Raw genomic sequence first — 17,123 nt, forward strand, 5'->3', positions numbered from 1 at the left:
GGCGGAAGGGGCCGGTGTCCTTGGGCCACCAGACTTCGACCTCGACGTCCTCCATAGCCACCTCAGGGGTCGCGGCGGCAACAACAACGGGTTGTTCCCCACCTTCGGCAGCGGGTGCCTCGGCTGGCTCGGCCGTTGTCTCCACCTCGGCAGGTTCGGTACCTGCTTCGGCAACTGCTTCGACAGCCTGCAGGGTCATTGGCTCATCGGCCTGCGGCGCTTCGTCGGCCACGGGGGTAATGGCTTCTGTGGGGGCCTCGACGGTGGTCGCAGCCTCGCCTTCAGCCGCCTGCGGCGTGCCGGGGGTTGTGGCAACAGTGGCTGCAGGGCGCTTCACCGTCTTTTTCTGCATGCGGTAGTCAAGGCTGCGCAGAATGCCGAGGAAGTCCTCGCCGGAACAGCCGACGAGCGACATCATTTCGGGCACCACGGTGAAGCCGCCGCCCTCGACGGAGCCCGCCGGGCGCGGCTCCTCGGCGAAACGGGCCCGCCAGAAGACGCGGTCGCGGATCACGTCGGCGAGGCGCTCCAGCATGTCGATGCGCACCACGCGCGAGCCGCAGATGCGATAGCCGCAGACGCCGTAGAAGCCCTTCGGGGTTGAGCGGTCGAAGCTGGCGGAGGTGAGGCCCTGGCCCGGAGGCTGGGGCAGGGCTGCCGGTTCGAGCTTGCCCTCCTTCTGCAGGCTGAGCGCCCAGAGCAGAAGGCGAAGTTCGGTGGGAGCAGGCTTCAGGAGTGCCGGAACATAGAGGTTGAAGGCGCCGAAGCGGGCGCCCAGGGTGCGCAGCTTGGCGCGGTCCTCCTGGCTCAGACCCTTCACCTCCTCGGTGACGGTGTCGCGCGGGAGCACGCCCAGCGTCTCGACGAGGCGATAGGCGAGCCCGCGCGAAATGCCTTCGAGGCCCTCGCCCTCCTCGAGCTTGACCAACGGTTCAAGAACCGTGGCGACGTGGCGGTCGGTGAATTTCTGCAGGCGCGCCTGCACCTCCTCGCGCTCGGAGCCTGACAGCTGCTCGCCCGCAATGACGGTGGCGCGCGGCTTCAGCAAGCTGGCGCCGGGGTCCAGCTTGCCAACGGGGGCCTGGTTCCAGATGATCTGGCCATCCCTTGTGAGCTTCAGGTCGGTGTCGGCTGATGCGGCAACGGCCTTGGCGCGCGCCGTGATCTCGGCAGCGACGGCCGACATGGCTGCGGCCTTGAGCGCGCGGGCCTCGGCTCCCTCGGTGGCGCCATCTGGCACGAACAGGAATCCCCTGATCCGGCCAATATACTCGCCCTCGACGTGGATGGCGCCATCTTCTTCAACAGTCGACATCAATTCTTCCTTCTGGGCCAGGCGCTTCATCAGCACGCTGGTACGGCGGTCGATAAAACGCTGTGTCAGCCTCTGATGCAAGGCGTCCGACAGCTTGTCCTCTATCTCTCTCGCGTAGGATTGCCAATAGAGAGGTGCCTTGAGCCAATCCGGGCGGTTTGCCACGAATGTCCAGGTGCGGACGTGGCTGATGCGGTTCGACAGCGTGTCGAGGTCGCCCGCCGTGTTCTCGCAGAACTTCAGTTGCCGCACGAACCAGTCCTCGTCGATCACGCCGCTACCGGTCTGCAGGTACTGGTAGATCCTGGACACGATCGAGGCGTGTTCCGAGTTCGAGATGTTGCGGTAGTCGGGGATCTGGCAGACCTCCCACAGCCGTTCCACGTCCTTCTTCGACTTGGCCAGGTCGCGCGTGGCGGGGTCGCGGGCCAGCGCTTCGAGCGCCAGGAGGTCGGCATTGGGCTGGGCGCGGGTGAGGCCCTGTTGCTGCGGAAGCATGTTGAGCGATTGCTTCAGGCGCTCGAGCGAGCCGAAGTCGAGTTCGCGGTTGCGCCACTGCAACATGCGCACGGCATCGAAATTGTGGCTCTCGAGGCGCTCGACCATTTCGGGGTCGAACGGGTCTGCCTCGCCCGTCACGCCGAAGGTGCCGTCATTCATGTAGCGCCCGGCGCGGCCTGCCACCTGGCCCAGTTCGGAAGGGTTCAGATGACGATACTGGAAGCCGTCGAACTTGCGTGTCGAGGCGAAGGCCACATGGTCCACATCCATGTTGAGGCCCATGCCCACGGCATCGGTGGCCACGATGTAGTCGACGTCGCCCGACTGGTAGAGCGCCACCTGCGCATTGCGGGTGCGCGGTGATAATGCGCCCAGAACCACGGCCGCACCGCCGCGCTGGCGGCGGATGAGTTCTGCGGTGGCGTAGACCATGTCAGCCGAGAAGGCGACGATGGCCGATCGGGGCGGCAAGCGGGTGAGCTTCTTCTGACCCGCATAGAGCAATTGCGAAAAGCGCGGGCGCGACACGAACGTGGTGCCCGGCAACAGCTTCTCGAGAATGGGCCGCATGGTGCCGGCACCCAGCAACATGGTCTCGTCGCGGCCGCGGCGGTTCATCACGCGGTCGGTGAAGATGTGGCCGCGCTCGAAGTCGGCACACAACTGTACCTCGTCGATGGCGAGGAAAGGCACGTCGACATCTGTCGGCATCGCTTCGACGGTGCAGATCCAGTAGCGCGCCTGGACGGGGATGATCTTTTCCTCGCCCGTCACCAGCGCCACGGCGGCATCGCCGACGCGGGCGCGCACCTTGTCGAAGATCTCGCGGGCGAGCAGGCGCAGTGGCAGGCCGATCATGCCGCCGCCGTGCCCCAGCATGCGCTCCACCGCGAGGTGGGTCTTGCCGGTGTTGGTGGGGCCAAGCACGGCAGTGACGGTTTTCTGGGAGGGCATCTAAGGCGGCTTCGCGAAATCCTTGAGGCCCAGACTTGGGGCGCATGTGCCGGGGGGTCAAGGTATTTTGCCCCGTTCTGAACCGGCGCGTTAGGGAATGGATTCAAACCGGAACGAAGCTGGCCCGAATCGCTGCTGCCTGACGATTCAGGGTTTGTTCCAATTGCGCGGTTCAACGTTTGCAGGGCGGATTGCGTCCGCCCTCTGTCCAGGCGAAGGGCGACGGGGCAATCGGATGCAGGTAGCCGGGGTCAAAGCTTAACAGGCTGCCACTTATGGTTTACGGACTCTGCCGCGCCAGGCGATCTGTTCCGGCCATTTGTTAACGGAGTGGACCATCCCCGGAACGGATCGCGCCCGAATCGCTGAAGGCTGGATTTTCGCTGTTTGTTCTCGCAAGATGTTGTGGTTCCAGTCTGCTAAGCCTACAAGCCTGAAGGAGAAACTCTCTCAGGCAGGGCTGCGGGTAAGGGTGCGCGTTAACCCGGCTGTGCCGAAACGGGACACCCCTTCTTCTTGACCACTGTCGCAGGGCGGAAGGGGAAGAGTGCGAAGAAACTGCCCTTCCGGCTTGACCCCGCGCTTGGCTCCCACTATAGACCCGCCATCCGAACCGGGGGCATTGAGCCTCCCGGTGCCCATTCTTATTGTGGAGTTAAGCCCATGGCCCGCCGTTGTGAGTTGACGGGAAAGAACGCGCTGGTTGGCAACAAGGTCAGCCATGCCAACAACAAGACCAAGACCCGCTTCATGCCGAACCTGTGTGATGTGAGCCTGATGAGCGATGCGATGGGCCTGACCTATCGCCTGCGCATCTCGGCCATCGCGCTGAAGTCGGTGGAGCATGTCGGCGGTCTCGACGCCTTCCTGATGAAGGCCGACACCGCCAAGCTCTCGGACAAGGCCGCGCGCCTCAAGCGCTCGATCGCCAAGAAGCTGGAAACTGCCAAGGCCGCCTGATCTTACTGTCGGCACTGAATTCGAAAGCCGCTCCAACCGGGGCGGCTTTTGCTTTATGGGTCAGGGCATGAACGAAGACAAAGAAAGCAAGCGGGGCAACGGCCCGCGTGACGGCAACCCGCGTGTCCATGGATCGGCCGTCACCCGCAATTCCATGCTGGGTCGTTTCACCGAGTTGAAGGAGCGGGTGCAGTTCCTCGATTCAACACTCAGCGACTATTCCTACATCGAGCGTGACTCAGAGGCGATCTACAGCGAGATCGGCAAGTTCTCGGCGGTTGCCGCGCAATGTCGCATCAATGCGCTGAACCATCCTGTCGAACGCATCAGCCAGCACAAGATGACCTACCGGCCCAACGAGTATTTCGTCGGCGCCAAGCTCGACAAGGCGTTCCGCGAGCAGCGCATCGCCGACAAGGTGGTGATCGGGCATGATGTGTGGATTGGCCATGGCGCCATCATCCTGCCGGGCGTGACGGTCGGCAACGGTGCGGTCGTCGCGGCGGGCGCCGTGGTGACGAAGGATGTGGCCCCCTATGCCATCGTGGCCGGCGTGCCGGCACGCTTCCTCAAGTGGCGCTTTGCGCCGGAGGTCGCCGAGCGCATCACGCGGCTGGCGTGGTGGGACTGGGAGCATGGGCGCCTCGCGCAGGCGGTCGAGGACATGCGGGCGCTGTCGACAGAGGCGTTTCTGGAGAAGTACGAGTAAGGGCCTTCTAGGCGCGTGCGCGCTTTTTCGGCGCGGGCTTGGCAATGATCTTGGGCTTGGCGTTCTCGGAAAAAAGCTCGGCCAGCTTCTCGGTCATGGCGCCACCCAGTTCCTCGGCATCCACGATGGTCACGGCGCGCTTGTAGTAGCGCGTCACGTCATGCCCGATGCCGATCGCGATCAATTCGACGGGCGAGCGCTGCTCGATATCGTGGATCACCTGGCGCAGGTGCTTTTCAAGGTAGTTGCCGGAGTTCACCGACAGCGTCGAGTCATCGACCGGCGCACCGTCCGAGATCACCATCAGGATGCGGCGCTGCTCGCGGCGGGCGAGCAGACGGTTGTGCGCCCAGATCAGCGCCTCGCCGTCGATGTTTTCCTTCAGCAGCCCCTCGCGCATCATCAGCCCGAGGTTCTTGCGCGCCCGGCGCCAGGGCGTGTCAGCCGACTTGTAGATGATGTGGCGCAGGTCGTTGAGGCGGCCGGGGTTGGACGGCTTGTTGGACGCCAGCCACTTCTCGCGGGCCTGGCCACCCTTCCACGCACGCGTAGTGAAACCGAGGATCTCCACCTTCACGCCGCAGCGCTCCAGCGTGCGGGCGAGGATGTCGGCGCAGGTGGCGGCCACCGTGATGGGGCGTCCGCGCATCGAGCCTGAATTGTCGAGCAGCAGGCTCACCACCGTGTCGCGGAATTCGGTATCCTGCTCTTCCTTGAAGGACAGCGGATGCATTGGGTCAATCACCACGCGCATCAGGCGTGCGGCATCGAGCACGCCTTCCTCGAGGTCGAAGTCCCAGGAGCGGTTCTGCTGCGCCATCAGGCGGCGCTGCAGGCGGTTGGCAAGGCGGGCGACGACGCCCTGCAGGCTCGAGAGCTGCTTGTCGAGATAGTTGCGAAGCCTGGTCAGCTCCTCGGCGTCGCACAGGTCCTCGGCCGAGATCACCTCGTCGAACTGGTTGGTGAAGACCTTGTAGAAATCCTCGTTGGAGAGAGAGGAGAACGGAAGCTGCGGCTTCCACGGCTCTTCGCCGTCCTGCTCTTCCTCGCCGTCCTGGTCCTCGGCCTGCTCCTCGACGTCCATCTGCCGGGCGTCCATTTCGGCTGCTTCGGATTCGCCTTCGGCGTCCTGCATCTCCTCCATCGACTGCTGGGAGCTCTCCTGCTCCTCGCTGTCAGGCGTCTCCTGGCGCTCGCCCGAATCCTCCTCCGGTTCGTTCGACTCGTCGTTCTCGTCCGACTGGTCTGGGTCCTCGCCCAGCTCTTCGCCCATATCGAGGGCGGCGATGATGTCGCGCGACATGCGGGCGAAGGCCGCCTGGTCGTGGATGTTGTCCATCAAATGCGAAAGCTGGTCGTGCGCCTTGTCCTCGATCCACGGCCGCCACAGGTCCACCATGTTGCGGGCGCCTTCCGGCGGCAGCTCGCCCGTCAGCTTCTCGCGCACCAGCAGCGCCACGGCCTCGTCGAGCGGGGCGTCCTTGCGGTCGGTGTAGCGGGCGACGTCCTTCTTGCGATAGCGGTCATCCAACATGGCCGCGAGGTTGGTCTTCATGCCCTGCATGGCATTGGCACCGAGCGCCTCGATACGGGCCTGCTCCACGGCTTCGAACACGGCGCGGGCATTCTTGCCCTGCGGCTGGTAGCGGGCGTGGACCTTGTCGTTGTGATTGGCGATCCTGAGCGCGAAGCTGTCGGACAGGCCGCGCACGATGGCGATGTCGGCGGGCTTCATCTCATTTGCCACCTGCGGCAGCTTCGCCCGGTTACCCGCCAGCGAAGGGGCTTCGTTGCCGAAGGCCACGGAAAGCTCCGGGTCTTCGGCAATGGTCTTCATCGCGACGGTGAGGACGCGCTTGAACTCGTTCGAAGGTGTGTCCTTCTCCTTCGCCACCTTACATCACTCAGGCGATGGCGATGTGGGCAGAGGATTCCGGCAGTTCCTCGCCGAAGCAGCGCTGGTAGAACTCGGCCACCACGCTGCGTTCCAGCTCGTCGCACTTGTTGAGGAAGGTGAGGCGGAAGGCAAAGCCAACGTCGCCGAAGATCTCGGCGTTCTGCGCCCAGGTGATGACGGTACGCGGCGACATGACGGTGGAAAGGTCACCCTGCATGAAGGCGTTGCGGGTGAGGTCTGCCACGCGGACCATGTTGGAAATGGTCTTGCGGCCCTTCTCGTTGTCGAAATGCTTCGACTTGGCCGCCACGATGCCCACTTCCTGCGCATGCGGCAGGTAGTTGAGCGCGCTGATGATCGACCAGCGGTCCATCTGCGCCTGGTTGATCTGCTGCGTGCCGTGATAGAGGCCGGTGGTGTCGCCGAGGCCGATGGTGTTGGCCGTGGCAAACAGCCGGAATGCGGCATGCGGGCGGATGACACGCGACTGGTCGAGAAGCGTCAGCTTGCCCGAGCTTTCGAGGATGCGCTGGATCACGAACATCACGTCCGGACGGCCGGCGTCATATTCGTCGAACACCAGGGCCACGTTGTGCTGGTAGGCCCAGGGCAGGATGCCTTCGCGGAACTCGGTGACCTGCTTGCCCTCCTGCAGCACGATCGCATCCTTGCCGATGAGGTCGATGCGCGAGATGTGGCTGTCGAGGTTGATGCGGATGCAGGGCCAGTTGAGGCGGGCGGCGACCTGCTCGATGTGGGTCGACTTGCCGGTGCCGTGATAGCCCGTCACCATGACGCGGCGGTTGAAGGCAAAACCCGCGAGGATGGCGAGCGTGGTCTCGCGGTTGAAGAGGTAGTCGGGGTCGAGGTCCGGCACATGTTCCGAGGTCTTGGAATAGGCGGGAACTTCCATGTTGGTGTCGAAGCCGAAAAGCTGCTTCACCAACGCCTTGGTGTCGGGCATGCCATTCGCCTCTGCAGTGGCCTTCGCATTCATGTCAAGGGATCTTCATGTTCCGGGGTTACGCGGGCGGGTTTTAGACGGTCGGGCCCTGCCGGGCAAGGCTTTGCGCCGCTTAGCAGAACCCACTTGAACGCAGATGGTCATAGGCCTGGATCACCGCTTTCAGCGTATCTTCGTTGGCCCGGCTGCCATTGTTGGCATCCGGGTGAAGCCGCTTCACCAGGGTCTTGTACTGGCTCTTCACCTGATCTGGCGTGGCCGTGTCGTCCAGGCCCAGCGCTTGCAGGGCCTTGAGCTCGGTTGACCGCAACGCCCGGCCGGAGGGGTGGCGGCCCGGCGCCTTTGCCGCCGCCTTGGCGGCAAGGCCAAAGGGGTCGTCACGCAGCTGGGCGCCCCTGCGACGCACGTTGGACGCATTGGGCGTGGCATTCTGGCCCAGTTTCCAGGTCGGGCGCTCGCCGAGGCGGGCGTTCCTCTGGAACTCCTGCACGTCGTCGTCCTTCATGCCGGAGAAGTAGTTGTAGGACTTGTTGTACTCCTGCACATGCGCGGTGCAGTAGTTGTAGAACTTGCCCTCGTGGCCACGACCCATGGGGGCCTTGTGCGGGCCTGGCCGCGGGCAATCCGGCCAGTCGCACTGGGGCACGGCCTCGGCCGCCTTCTTCTTGTCAGTCGAAGGCTTCACGCGGATCTTGTCGAAGTATTTTGAATCAAGCTTCATCGCGGCTGATTATGGTGATAGAGGCCCGGCCAAGCAAGCTTTGCCTGCCCAGGAGTGACAGAATGACAGCTGACCCGAAACTGGGCCCCGTTGGCCAAAGAATCACCATGAAGCTCACGCAAGATTTCGAGCCGGCGGCGCTTCAGGTAATCGACGAATCCCACCACCACGCCGGCCATTCCGGCTCACGGGACGATGGCGAGAGCCATTTCCGCGTGGTCATTGTGGCGGAGGCCTTCCGGGGCAAGTCCCGCGTCGAGCAGCACAGGATGATCAATGCCGCGCTGGCTGACGAATTGAAGGAGCGCGTGCACGCACTGGCAATTCAGTCCTCGGCCCCCTGAGCAGCCTCGCTCTCCCGCTTTACGGGTGTCATGCGCAATGCCGTGATCTGATGATGGCGCTTTTTGAGGATTTCAAAGCGGAAGCAATGAAAGACGAAGGCCTGGCCCACTGCGGGGATCATCCGCGCTTCATGGATGACGAGGCCAGCGATGGTGTTGGCTTCTTCGTCTGGCAGCGTCCAGTCGAAGGCGCGGTTGAGGTCACGGATCGCCACGCCGCCGTCGACGAGGTATGAACCATCGGGCTTGGGCCTGACGCCAGTGGCCACAGCGTCGTGCTCGTCCTTGATGTCGCCGACGATCTCTTCGATGATGTCTTCGAGCGTCACCAGCCCTTGCACCTCGCCATATTCATCGACCACGATCGCAAAGTGGCTCTTGCGCTTGAGGAAGGCGTTGAGCTGGTCGGGGATGGCGCGGGTGTCCGGCACGAACCACGGCGGCAAAAGAATGTCCTCGATGTCAACCTTCGTGGCATCGCCATTGTGTTTCTGCAATGCTGCAAAGAGGTTCTTTGCGTGCAGCACGCCGATGATGTTGTCCGGATTATCCTTCCACACGGGCAAGCGCGTGTGGCCACTCTTCAGGACCGTGTTGACGATTTCCTTGGCGTCTTCTTCGATGTCGAGCATCGTCATCTTGGTGCGGTGGACCATGATGTCGGAGACTTCGAGGTCCTGCATGGCAAGGATGCCTGACAGCATGTCGCGGTCATTCTTGATCACCGTGCCGTCCTTCGCATGAAGGTCGATGGCCTCGCGCAGTTCCTCATGCATTGTGTGGGTTTCATCCGCGCCATTGCTGCCGGTGAGCGTGAGGATGCCCCGCGCCAGTGCCTCAAGCGCGACGGCTGGCGGACCCAGAATGGCGACCATCAGCTGCGCTGGCCCGGACAGGATCACGGCCACCCGATCGGCGCGGCGTGCGGCATAGGCATCGGGCAGCACGAGGCCGAAAAGCGCGAAGACGACGATCAGAGCAATGGCGGCGAGGCTTGCCTGCAACGGGGGCAACTGGTGGAACAGCAGGAAGGCTGCCAATCCGCCGGCCAGTGCCACCGCCAGCATCTTGGCGAGCGCCAGCGCGCCCATGGTGCGATCTTCGTCGGCCAGAAGGCGCAAGGCGCTCCCGGCACCACGGATGCCGCGCTTCTGCAGCTCGCCAAGCCTGGTGCGCGAGGCATTCCACAGACTTGCGCGCACGGCGGCCGCAAGGGCGGAAAGGAGGAGCAGGGCGACGATTATGCCGCCGATCAGTCCGGAACCGGAACTCATCGCTGGCGGAGGTCCTCCGTCAGGAAGTTGAGCACGTCGTGCTCGGGCACATCCCTGGCGATGAAGGCCTCGCCGATGTCCCGCGCCAGGATGAAGGTGAGCTTGCCGCCCTGTGCCTTCTTGTCCTGCCGCATGATCTCAAGAAGTGTCGCGGGCGGCGGAAGTTCACCCGGAATTTGCGAGGCATGGATGGGCAGCCCCACGCTCTTCAGGTGGTTGGCCACGCGCTCCGCCGCGCCGGGAGCGCAGAGCTTCTGGCGTTCGGAAAACCGGAAGGCCTGCACCATGCCGATCGACACGCCTTCACCGTGCAACAGGCGCTGCGAATAGCCCGTGGCAGATTCGAGCGCGTGGCCGAAGGTGTGGCCAAGGTTCAGCAGAGCCCGCACGCCCGTCTCGTGCTCGTCCTCGGCGACGATTGCGGCCTTGGCCTCGCAGGACTTGCGGATCGCGTGGATGCGCGCCTGTGAATCACCGCGCATGATGGCGGTGGCGGACCCCTCCAGCCATTCGAAGAAGCCGGCATCGCCGAGCAACCCGTATTTCGCGACTTCGGCATAGCCCGCAGCCAGCTCGCGCCTCGGCAATGTGTCGAGCAGTGAAATGTCGGTGATCACCGCGAGTGGCTGGTGGAAGGCACCGATCAGGTTCTTGCCGTGGGGCGAATTGATGCCGGTCTTGCCGCCGACCGAAGAGTCGACTTGCGACAAGAGAGTCGTCGGGATCTGGATGAAGTCCACGCCGCGCCTGAGGATGGCTGCGGCAAATCCCGCGAGGTCGCCGATCACGCCGCCGCCGAAGGCGATGATGCGGTCGCGCCGCTCGATGCCGGCACCCAGCAGCTTGTCGCAGAGCTCGGCCAGGTGCTGGTAGCTCTTGGTCTTCTCGCCCGGCGGCATGATGATGGCGGTGGAGCGGATGCCCTTTGCCGCCAGCGCGCGCTCAAGCGTTGCAAGATGGGCTTTCGCCACGTTCTCGTCCGTCACGATGGCGGTGAGCGGACGCTTGAGGAAGGGTGCCACCACATCGCCAGCCTTCGTCAGCAGTCCCTCGCCGATGTGGATGTCGTAGCTGCGGTCGCCCAGTGCCACAGGCACGTTCTCGCGCCGTTCGGCGGCGTTCAGGTCACTCATGTTCGGTCTTCTTCTCGTCCCAGCCGTCCCACTGAGCGAGGGCACGGATCACGTCATTCACCATCTGGCCATGCTGCACGTCGCGGCTGTCCACCGTCACGTCGGCCAGCGCATAGACCGGGTAGCGCGTCTCGATCAGACCGCGCATCACAGCCTCGGGGTTCTCGTTCTGCAACAGCGGCCGGTCCTGCCGCTTCATCACCCGCTTCATCAGGATCGGCAGCGCGGCGCGCAACCACACCGAAATGCCGCTCTCCTGAAACCGCTGGCGGGTCTCGTCGTTCATGTAGGCGCCGCCGCCGGTGGCCAGCACCTGCGCGCCATTGCCGATCAGGCGCTGGATGACGCGGCGCTCGCCCTCGCGGAAATAGGGCTCGCCATGGTCGGCGAAGATTTCCTTGATGGATTTTCCCGCCGCCGCCTCAATCTCATGGTCGGCATCGACAAAGGGAATGGAGAGTTTCTCGGCCAGCCTGCGCCCAACGCTCGTCTTGCCTGCACCCATGAGACCGACGAGCACGATGGGGCGTTGCCCCATCCGCTGCCGGACCATTTCGGCCTCTTTTGCAATAGAACGGCGCGCCATCCATCTTCCTCAACTTGCGCTCGGTTCTACCGTGCATGGCAATCGACCGCAAAGCCTTTCCGAAGCAGGACTTACCCGCTACACTTGAGGCGATTTTGGTGGTGGTGAATGCCCGATACGGTCAAGTTCGTACTGGTGGTGGGGGTTTTGGTCGGTGCAGTCTATGGCAGCGTCTGGGCCCTGTCGCATTTCCCGCCGGAGCAGACTGAAATCGTCAAGCCGCTGCCAAGCGAGAAGCTGCGTGCCAAATAGTGTCTCCCAGCGCCTGATCGACCGCTTCCTCGAAATGATGGCAGCCGAGCGCGGCGCGTCCCAGAACACGCTCTCCGCCTACCGCCGTGACCTCGAATCCTATTCGCAAGGCGTTGCCGACCTGAAAGGTGCGGGGCCCGACGATATCCGCAGGCATCTCGAAGTGCTTGAGGCGCAAGGCCTCGCCCGCTCCTCGGCGGCGCGCAAGCTCTCCGCCATCCGCCAGTTCCACCGCTTCCTGCATGGCGATGGCCTTGCCAAGGATAATCCTGCCACCGCCATCGATAGCCCGCGGGCCGCACGGCCGCTGCCCAAGATGATCTCGCAGCAGGATGTCAACGCGCTCGCCGAAGCTGCGCGGGCGCGGGTGAAGGCGGCGAAGGACAGGCAACTGCTCAAGGCCCTGCGGCTGCTCTGCCTGATCGAGCTTCTCTATGCGACGGGGCTGCGCGTCTCGGAACTCGTCGGTCTCACCGCCCAGGCGGCCAGTGCCGAGAAGGACTTCATCCTCGTCAAGGGCAAGGGCGGGCGGGAGCGGCTGGTGCCGGTGTCCCAGACGGCCCGTGCAGCACTCGCCGCGTACCTTGGTGGCCTGCGGAAATCCGGTCAGGCCGGGTCTAAGTGGCTGTTTCCATCAACCGCGGCCGCCGGTCACCTGACCAGGCAGCATTTTGCGCTGGAGCTCAAGGTGCTGGGCCGTGAGGCGGGGCTCGATGCTGGAAAGCTCTCGCCCCACGTGCTGCGCCATGGCTTTGCCAGCCACTTGCTGGAAGGGGGGGCTGACCTCCGCGCCGTCCAGCAAATGCTTGGCCACGCTGACATTTCCACGACCCAGATCTATACCCACGTGCAGGCCGAACGCCTACGGGAGGTGGTGGAGACCCACCATCCGCTTGCCAAGAAAAGTTGACTTCCGGACGCCACGCGGCCAGTTTCCGCGTCAACCCTGACCCGTTTCGAGGCCCAATGCCGACTTATCTCGATTTCGAAGCCCCGCTCGCTGAACTGGAAGGTAAGATCGCGGAACTCCGCGCTCTGGCCACCGGCGACAAGTCCGTGTCGATTTCCGATGAGGTGAAGGGCCTTGAGAAGAAGGCGGCGAAGCAGCTGAATGATCTCTATGCCAATCTCGAACCCTGGCAGAAGGCCCAGGTGGCCCGTCACCCTGAGCGCCCGCACGCCGTCGACTATATTGGCCAGCTCATCACCGAATTTACGCCGATGGCAGGCGACCGAAAGTTCGCCGAGGATTTCGCAGTGGTTGGCGGCCTTGGCCGCTTCCAGGGCGAGCCCGTGATGGTGCTGGGCCAGGAAAAGGGCAATGACACGGCATCCCGCCTCAAGCGCAACTTCGGCATGGCCCGCCCCGAAGGCTATCGGAAGGCCGTGCGCCTCATGGAAATGGCCGAGCGCTTCGGCCTTCCCGTCATCTCCTTCGTCGACACCGCAGGTGCCTACCCCGGCATCGATGCAGAGGAGCGTGGCCAGGCCGAGGCCATTGCGCGCTCCACCGACTGCTGCCTGTCGCTTGGCGTTCCCACCGTCTCGGTGGTGATCGGCGAGGGCGGCTCGGGCGGCGCCATTGCCATTGCCACGGCGAACGTTGTGATGATGCTGGAGCACGCCATCTACAGCGTCATCTCGCCTGAAGGTGCGGCCTCCATCCTGTGGCGTGACGCCGCGCGCGCCAAGGATGCTGCTGCAGCCATGAAGATCACCGCGCAGGACCTGAAGAAGCTCGGCGTCATCGACGAGATCATCCCTGAACCCAAGGGTGGTGCCCACCGCGCCTCCGCTGATGCGATCAATGTGACGGGCGAGGCCATCAGCCGCGCACTCAAGAACCTCAATGGCCTCTCGCCCGAAGTGTTGCGCACCCAACGGCGCGAGAAGTTCCTCGCGATCGGTCGCAACCTCTAGCAATTCGACGTCTGCCTGCTTCTTGCCGCAAATCACCCCCACATAGGGGGATGACAAACGAATTGGGACGGACATGAACCGCCGCGATCTTCTTCTTGCCGGCCTTGCCGGCACTTCCCTCGTCGGCCTGCCGCGCTTCGCACTGGCCGAGGCAGAACCGAAGCTCCTCACCGTGTCGAAGCGGGTGCTCGAGGTGAAGGGCAAGGCTGCCACCGTTTATGGCATCACCGGTCCTGACGGGAAGCCCGGCCTCTCGATGATGTTCGGGGAGCACTTCCGGGTACGCGTCAAGAACGACATCGACACGGACACCATCGTCCACTGGCACGGCCTCACGCCGCCCTTCGGGCAAGATGGCGTCGCCATGTATGGTGAGCCGGCGATCCCGCCCGGCGGCACCAAGGACTATGACTTCGCCAACACGCGGGTGGGCACGCACTGGATGCACTCGCACATGGGCCTTCAGGAGCAGCAGTTGCTCGCGGCACCGCTGATCATCAACGAGGTGAAACAGCCGGTGTTCGACGACCAGGAGCATGTGGTGATGCTGCATGACTTCACCTTCCGCAATCCGAAGGAAATCCTTGCCGAGTTGCAAGCAGACGGTGGCGCCCATGCTGGCCACATGATGCAGGGCATGGACCACTCGCAGATGAACCATTCTGGTTCTGATGTGGGCGGCGGCACGATGCAGGGCATGACCGGTATGACAGGCATGGCGGGCATGATGGGCGGCGCAATGCTGAACGACATCGTGTTTGACGCCTATCTCGCCAATGACCATACGCTGGATGACCCCGAGGTCGTGTCGGTCGAGAAGAACAGCACACTTCGGCTGCGCATCATCAACGGTGCCGCGGCATCCAACATGTGGATTGACCTCGGCGCCATCGAGGGCGAACTCATCGCGGTCGATGGCAATGCCATCTATCCGATGAAGGGTAGCCTCTTCCCGATCGCCATGGCCCAGCGCGCCGACATCCGGCTCAAGGTCCCTGCGGAGGGTGGCGCCTTTCCCGTCCTCTTCCGTCCAGAGGGCGTTACGGCGCGCACCGGCATCGTCATCGCCACCAAGGGTGCCGCCATCCCGAAGCTGGCCGGCGAGGGTGACATGACGCCAGCACTCGACCTGTCGCAGGAACTGCTCTACCGGCCGGTCGCCAAGCTGCCGCAAGAACCCGTCAACCGGACCGAGATGCTGGCGCTGACGGGCGGCGAGAAGGGCTATGTCTGGGGCCTCAACGGCGAGGCAAACCCCATGCAGCCTCTGTTCACCATGCGCCAGGGCGAGCGCATCGCGGTGATGATGCACAACATGACCGGCATGGCGCATCCGATGCACCTGCATGGCCATTACTTCAAGGTGGTGGCGCTCGGCGGCAACGTGATCGACGGCGCCTTGCGCGACGTGGTGCTGGTGCCGCCCATGGAATCGGTAACCATCGTCTTCGATGCCGACAATCCGGGCTCCTGGCCCTTCCACTGCCACCATGCCTATCACATGAACTCCGGCATGATGGGTTCCGTGGGCTATACCAGCGCTGCGTGAGGCGGCATGGCGTGCCCTGCAAAAACCCTGGTGGATTTTTGCAGGGCGCGCCCATAAATTCGCGCAGCGCAAGCGAACCCGGAAACCGCCCGAGCCATGAAATACCTGATCCTGTCCAGCCCCCGCACGGGAAGCACAATGCTTGCCGCAGCTCTCAACGCCACCGGGAACGCGGGCAGGGTGAAGGAGTATTTCCACCTCCGCACGCTCGCTGAGCGCGGCGACCCGGAGCTGGCCAAGCAAAGCATGCTCGCCTATTACGCCGATGTGGTCTCTGCCAACACTTCCGGCAATGGCGTGTTCGGCATGAAGCTGCATTTCAACCAATTCCATCATGTCTTCGGCGGCAAGCGCATCGGCATGGGCAGCGGCGTGAGCTTCCTCAAGAGCTTCGACAGGCATGTTCTCGTCTATCGCCGCGACAAGGTCCTGCAGGCGGTTTCTGAACTGATCGCCACCAAGACCGACCTGTGGAATACCAGCGACCGAAAGGCCGCAGGGCGCGCCAGCGTGGAATTTTCCGATACCGACCTGCCTCTCCTGGCCCAGATCATGAGCCGCCAGATGTCGGAGGAATATGCCTGGCGCAGCCTGCTTCAGGACTGTGCCATCACTGCGCACGAGATTGCCTATGAGGACCTGACCGCCGCGCCCGATGCAGAACTGTCGAAGCTTGCGGTCTACCTGGACATCGGGGATCTCGGCCCGTTGAAGGCCTCACAGGACACCGTCAAGCTCACTGACACGACGGCCACCGCGGCAATCAAACAGCGCTTCCTGGCGGCGCTGGGTGCCGGCTGAAGCTCTCGAAAGGCTAACCGACCCGGAAAGGCGGTACGCGGGTCATCGCCAAGCCCGGGAAAGATTGGGCGAACGCTCCGTGGCAGTGTTCATGCCGAATCTAAAAAAGTATATTTTTTATATTTAAGTTATTATAATTTTATACGATAACAACTTGATTGCGCAGGCAGTAGATATGCTTTTCGCGTCCCTTTTTTATCAAGAGGCAAATGCACAAATCATGTGTGGCGCGGTCGATGGTTGAAGTGCGTTCCACCATGGGTGTGCAATGTCAGTCAACTGTCAGGCGCATTTTGTATCTTTCTGCCGTATTGTTATCGCCACAACACTTCTGCGCAATCGGACCTTCTTTCTAGCGTTGACCCACCTTGAGGTGGGTCAATTCGATAGCGCAACATTACATCGCATCATTGTTGGAAGTGAGGAGACTGAAATGCACATCTTGACTATCATCAAGGTTATACACCTGGTCGCGCTTGTGATGGGATTGGGGGGCGCAGTCCTTCTCGACATAACAATACTCATGCGTGGTGTCATTCGGCCTGTGAGCCAGTTCACAATTCACCAGGCCGAAGTCCTCTCACGCTTTGTTTCTGCTGGCTTGGTGCTGTTATGGGCCAGTGGCATTGGGTTGATTTGGATCAACTACATGAGCAAGCAAGAGTATCTGACGAACCAAAAGCTCTGGGCGAAGATAGCTATCGTCCTTATACTGACAATAAACGGCATAGTAGTTCACCGTAAAATCATGCCATTCCTCAAGGCGAGTGTCGGCAGGCCGCTGTTCACAGGCATCACACGGAGGAACTTGGCCTTCTTGACTTTCGTCGGAAGCGTTTCATTCGTGTCGTGGACGGTCCCATTGATTCTCGGCGTTGCGAGCGAGCTGAACTATGTCACTGGCATGCTGGTCATACTTTTGCTCTACGTGACGGCAGTCCTTGGAGTGTGGTGCGTCTTGTATCTCGTGATGGGTAGCATTCGAAAGATACAGGATGCTGTTCGCAGGGCAGCGGCGCTCACCCTGCAGAACAGCGATTCCTGGGAGTTCTTCGATCAGGATCGCGTACAAGGTGCGCGGTTGAGACGGGTGAACAATACCTGACCGAGCAAGCTTCTCGCATCGTGTGCCAACAGCTGGTCACTGAGGCAACCTTGATAAGACAATGGGCAGCGTGTTGCTGCCCATTGTCGTCTCGATCTGCTCCTGCCGTTAGGCAAACGCCCCGTGGCAGTGCTTGTA

The 17,123-nt window shown here is 62.8% G+C and carries 16 protein-coding genes; 9 read left to right on the forward strand and 7 right to left on the reverse strand.

The window, feature by feature from the left end; genetic code table 11:
- Positions 1 to 2,770 (reverse strand): helicase-related protein (locus WCJ41_RS15950; RefSeq protein WP_336906825.1); only part of this gene is annotated, 2,770 nt, incomplete at its 3' end.
- 663 nt (positions 2,771 to 3,433) lie between these two features.
- On the opposite strand from WCJ41_RS15950, the gene rpmB reads away from it, so the two are divergent.
- Together rpmB and WCJ41_RS15960 are read left to right on the forward strand one after the other, a co-directional pair.
- Positions 3,434 to 3,730 (forward strand): 50S ribosomal protein L28, encoded by a 297-nt coding sequence (gene rpmB / locus WCJ41_RS15955; protein WP_336906826.1) that lies wholly within the window; start codon positions 3,434 to 3,436, stop codon positions 3,728 to 3,730.
- Between the two features lie 67 nt (positions 3,731 to 3,797).
- Positions 3,798 to 4,439 (forward strand): DapH/DapD/GlmU-related protein, encoded by a 642-nt coding sequence (locus WCJ41_RS15960; protein WP_336906827.1) that lies wholly within the window; start codon positions 3,798 to 3,800, stop codon positions 4,437 to 4,439.
- Between the two features lie 7 nt (positions 4,440 to 4,446).
- On the opposite strand, the gene cobT is transcribed toward WCJ41_RS15960, so the two are convergent.
- The 3 genes from cobT to WCJ41_RS15975 all read right to left on the reverse strand — a co-directional run bounded on the left by cobT (position 4,447) and on the right by WCJ41_RS15975 (position 8,021).
- On the reverse strand, positions 4,447 to 6,333 hold the full coding sequence (gene cobT, locus WCJ41_RS15965; protein WP_336906828.1) for a cobaltochelatase subunit CobT: 1,887 nt from the start codon (positions 6,331 to 6,333) through the stop codon (positions 4,447 to 4,449).
- Positions 6,334 to 6,343: 10 nt separating this feature from the next.
- On the reverse strand, positions 6,344 to 7,333 hold the full coding sequence (gene cobS, locus WCJ41_RS15970) for a cobaltochelatase subunit CobS (protein WP_336906829.1): 990 nt from the start codon (positions 7,331 to 7,333) through the stop codon (positions 6,344 to 6,346).
- Positions 7,334 to 7,412: 79 nt separating this feature from the next.
- A complete protein-coding gene (locus tag WCJ41_RS15975) occupies positions 7,413 to 8,021 on the reverse strand; it encodes a J domain-containing protein (RefSeq protein WP_336906830.1) in 609 nt (202 codons plus the stop codon).
- Between the two features lie 62 nt (positions 8,022 to 8,083).
- Here WCJ41_RS15975 and WCJ41_RS15980 point away from each other — a divergent pair, with 62 nt between their 5' ends.
- Positions 8,084 to 8,365 carry a BolA family protein gene (locus WCJ41_RS15980; protein ID WP_336906831.1) on the forward strand — a complete coding sequence of 94 codons (282 nt, stop codon included), beginning with the start codon at positions 8,084 to 8,086 and terminating at the stop codon, positions 8,363 to 8,365.
- On the opposite strand, the gene WCJ41_RS15985 is transcribed toward WCJ41_RS15980, so the two are convergent.
- From WCJ41_RS15985 to WCJ41_RS15995, 3 genes are read right to left on the reverse strand one after another with little or no spacing between them, the layout of a single operon-like run.
- Positions 8,347 to 9,639 (reverse strand): CNNM domain-containing protein, encoded by a 1,293-nt coding sequence (locus tag WCJ41_RS15985; RefSeq protein WP_336906832.1) that lies wholly within the window; start codon positions 9,637 to 9,639, stop codon positions 8,347 to 8,349. The two genes, WCJ41_RS15980 and WCJ41_RS15985, sit on opposite strands and share 19 nt — an antisense overlap.
- Entirely contained in the window at positions 9,636 to 10,772 is a 1,137-nt protein-coding gene (gene aroB / locus WCJ41_RS15990) for a 3-dehydroquinate synthase (RefSeq protein ID WP_336906833.1), read from the reverse strand. The genes WCJ41_RS15985 and aroB overlap by 4 nt, the downstream gene beginning before the upstream one ends.
- Positions 10,765 to 11,325 carry a shikimate kinase gene (locus WCJ41_RS15995; RefSeq protein ID WP_336906834.1) on the reverse strand — a complete coding sequence of 187 codons (561 nt, stop codon included), beginning with the start codon at positions 11,323 to 11,325 and terminating at the stop codon, positions 10,765 to 10,767. Before WCJ41_RS15995 ends, aroB begins: the two co-directional genes overlap by 8 nt.
- A 141-nt stretch (positions 11,326 to 11,466) precedes the next feature.
- Between WCJ41_RS15995 and WCJ41_RS16000 the strand changes: the two genes are divergently transcribed.
- The 6 genes from WCJ41_RS16000 to WCJ41_RS16025 all read left to right on the forward strand — a co-directional run bounded on the left by WCJ41_RS16000 (position 11,467) and on the right by WCJ41_RS16025 (position 16,985).
- The gene (locus WCJ41_RS16000; protein ID WP_336906835.1) at positions 11,467 to 11,610 is read left to right on the forward strand and encodes a histidine kinase; all 144 of its coding nucleotides are present in this window, start codon (positions 11,467 to 11,469) and stop codon (positions 11,608 to 11,610) included.
- Entirely contained in the window at positions 11,600 to 12,520 is a 921-nt protein-coding gene (locus WCJ41_RS16005) for a site-specific tyrosine recombinase XerD (RefSeq protein ID WP_336906836.1), read from the forward strand. Before WCJ41_RS16000 ends, WCJ41_RS16005 begins: the two co-directional genes overlap by 11 nt.
- A 56-nt stretch (positions 12,521 to 12,576) precedes the next feature.
- Positions 12,577 to 13,530, forward strand: a complete 954-nt coding sequence (locus WCJ41_RS16010) for an acetyl-CoA carboxylase carboxyltransferase subunit alpha (protein ID WP_336906837.1) — start codon at positions 12,577 to 12,579, stop codon at positions 13,528 to 13,530.
- 73 nt (positions 13,531 to 13,603) lie between these two features.
- Complete coding sequence (locus WCJ41_RS16015) at positions 13,604 to 15,079, forward strand: multicopper oxidase family protein (RefSeq protein ID WP_336906838.1); 1,476 nt, start codon at positions 13,604 to 13,606, stop codon at positions 15,077 to 15,079.
- Positions 15,080 to 15,175: 96 nt separating this feature from the next.
- Positions 15,176 to 15,880 (forward strand): Stf0 family sulfotransferase, encoded by a 705-nt coding sequence (locus tag WCJ41_RS16020; RefSeq protein ID WP_336906839.1) that lies wholly within the window; start codon positions 15,176 to 15,178, stop codon positions 15,878 to 15,880.
- A gap of 433 nt (positions 15,881 to 16,313) precedes the next feature.
- Positions 16,314 to 16,985: a hypothetical protein gene (locus tag WCJ41_RS16025; RefSeq protein WP_336906840.1), complete on the forward strand. Its 672-nt coding sequence runs from the start codon at positions 16,314 to 16,316 to the stop codon at positions 16,983 to 16,985.
- Positions 16,986 to 17,123: the final 138 nt, after the last annotated feature.

The organism is Aestuariivirga sp., assembly GCF_037139295.1.
Taxonomy (GTDB): domain Bacteria; phylum Pseudomonadota; class Alphaproteobacteria; order Rhizobiales; family Aestuariivirgaceae; genus Aestuariivirga.

What these genes read in the sequence shown, in the direction of transcription:
- WCJ41_RS16015 (WP_336906838.1), top strand. Translation starts at nt 13,604, where the DNA reads ATGAACCGCCGCGATCTTCTTCTTGCCGGCCTTGCCGGCACTTCCCTC.
- WCJ41_RS15995 (WP_336906834.1), bottom strand. Translation starts at nt 11,325, where the DNA reads ATGGTCCGGCAGCGGATGGGGCAACGCCCCATCGTGCTCGTCGGTCTC.
- WCJ41_RS16020 (WP_336906839.1), top strand. Translation starts at nt 15,176, where the DNA reads ATGAAATACCTGATCCTGTCCAGCCCCCGCACGGGAAGCACAATGCTT.
- aroB (WP_336906833.1), bottom strand. Translation starts at nt 10,772, where the DNA reads ATGAGTGACCTGAACGCCGCCGAACGGCGCGAGAACGTGCCTGTGGCA.
- WCJ41_RS16010 (WP_336906837.1), top strand. Translation starts at nt 12,577, where the DNA reads ATGCCGACTTATCTCGATTTCGAAGCCCCGCTCGCTGAACTGGAAGGT.
- WCJ41_RS16025 (WP_336906840.1), top strand. Translation starts at nt 16,314, where the DNA reads ATGCACATCTTGACTATCATCAAGGTTATACACCTGGTCGCGCTTGTG.
- WCJ41_RS16000 (WP_336906835.1), top strand. Translation starts at nt 11,467, where the DNA reads ATGCCCGATACGGTCAAGTTCGTACTGGTGGTGGGGGTTTTGGTCGGT.
- rpmB (WP_336906826.1), top strand. Translation starts at nt 3,434, where the DNA reads ATGGCCCGCCGTTGTGAGTTGACGGGAAAGAACGCGCTGGTTGGCAAC.
- WCJ41_RS15960 (WP_336906827.1), top strand. Translation starts at nt 3,798, where the DNA reads ATGAACGAAGACAAAGAAAGCAAGCGGGGCAACGGCCCGCGTGACGGC.
- WCJ41_RS15975 (WP_336906830.1), bottom strand. Translation starts at nt 8,021, where the DNA reads ATGAAGCTTGATTCAAAATACTTCGACAAGATCCGCGTGAAGCCTTCG.
- WCJ41_RS15980 (WP_336906831.1), top strand. Translation starts at nt 8,084, where the DNA reads ATGACAGCTGACCCGAAACTGGGCCCCGTTGGCCAAAGAATCACCATG.
- cobS (WP_336906829.1), bottom strand. Translation starts at nt 7,333, where the DNA reads ATGAATGCGAAGGCCACTGCAGAGGCGAATGGCATGCCCGACACCAAG.
- WCJ41_RS15985 (WP_336906832.1), bottom strand. Translation starts at nt 9,639, where the DNA reads ATGAGTTCCGGTTCCGGACTGATCGGCGGCATAATCGTCGCCCTGCTC.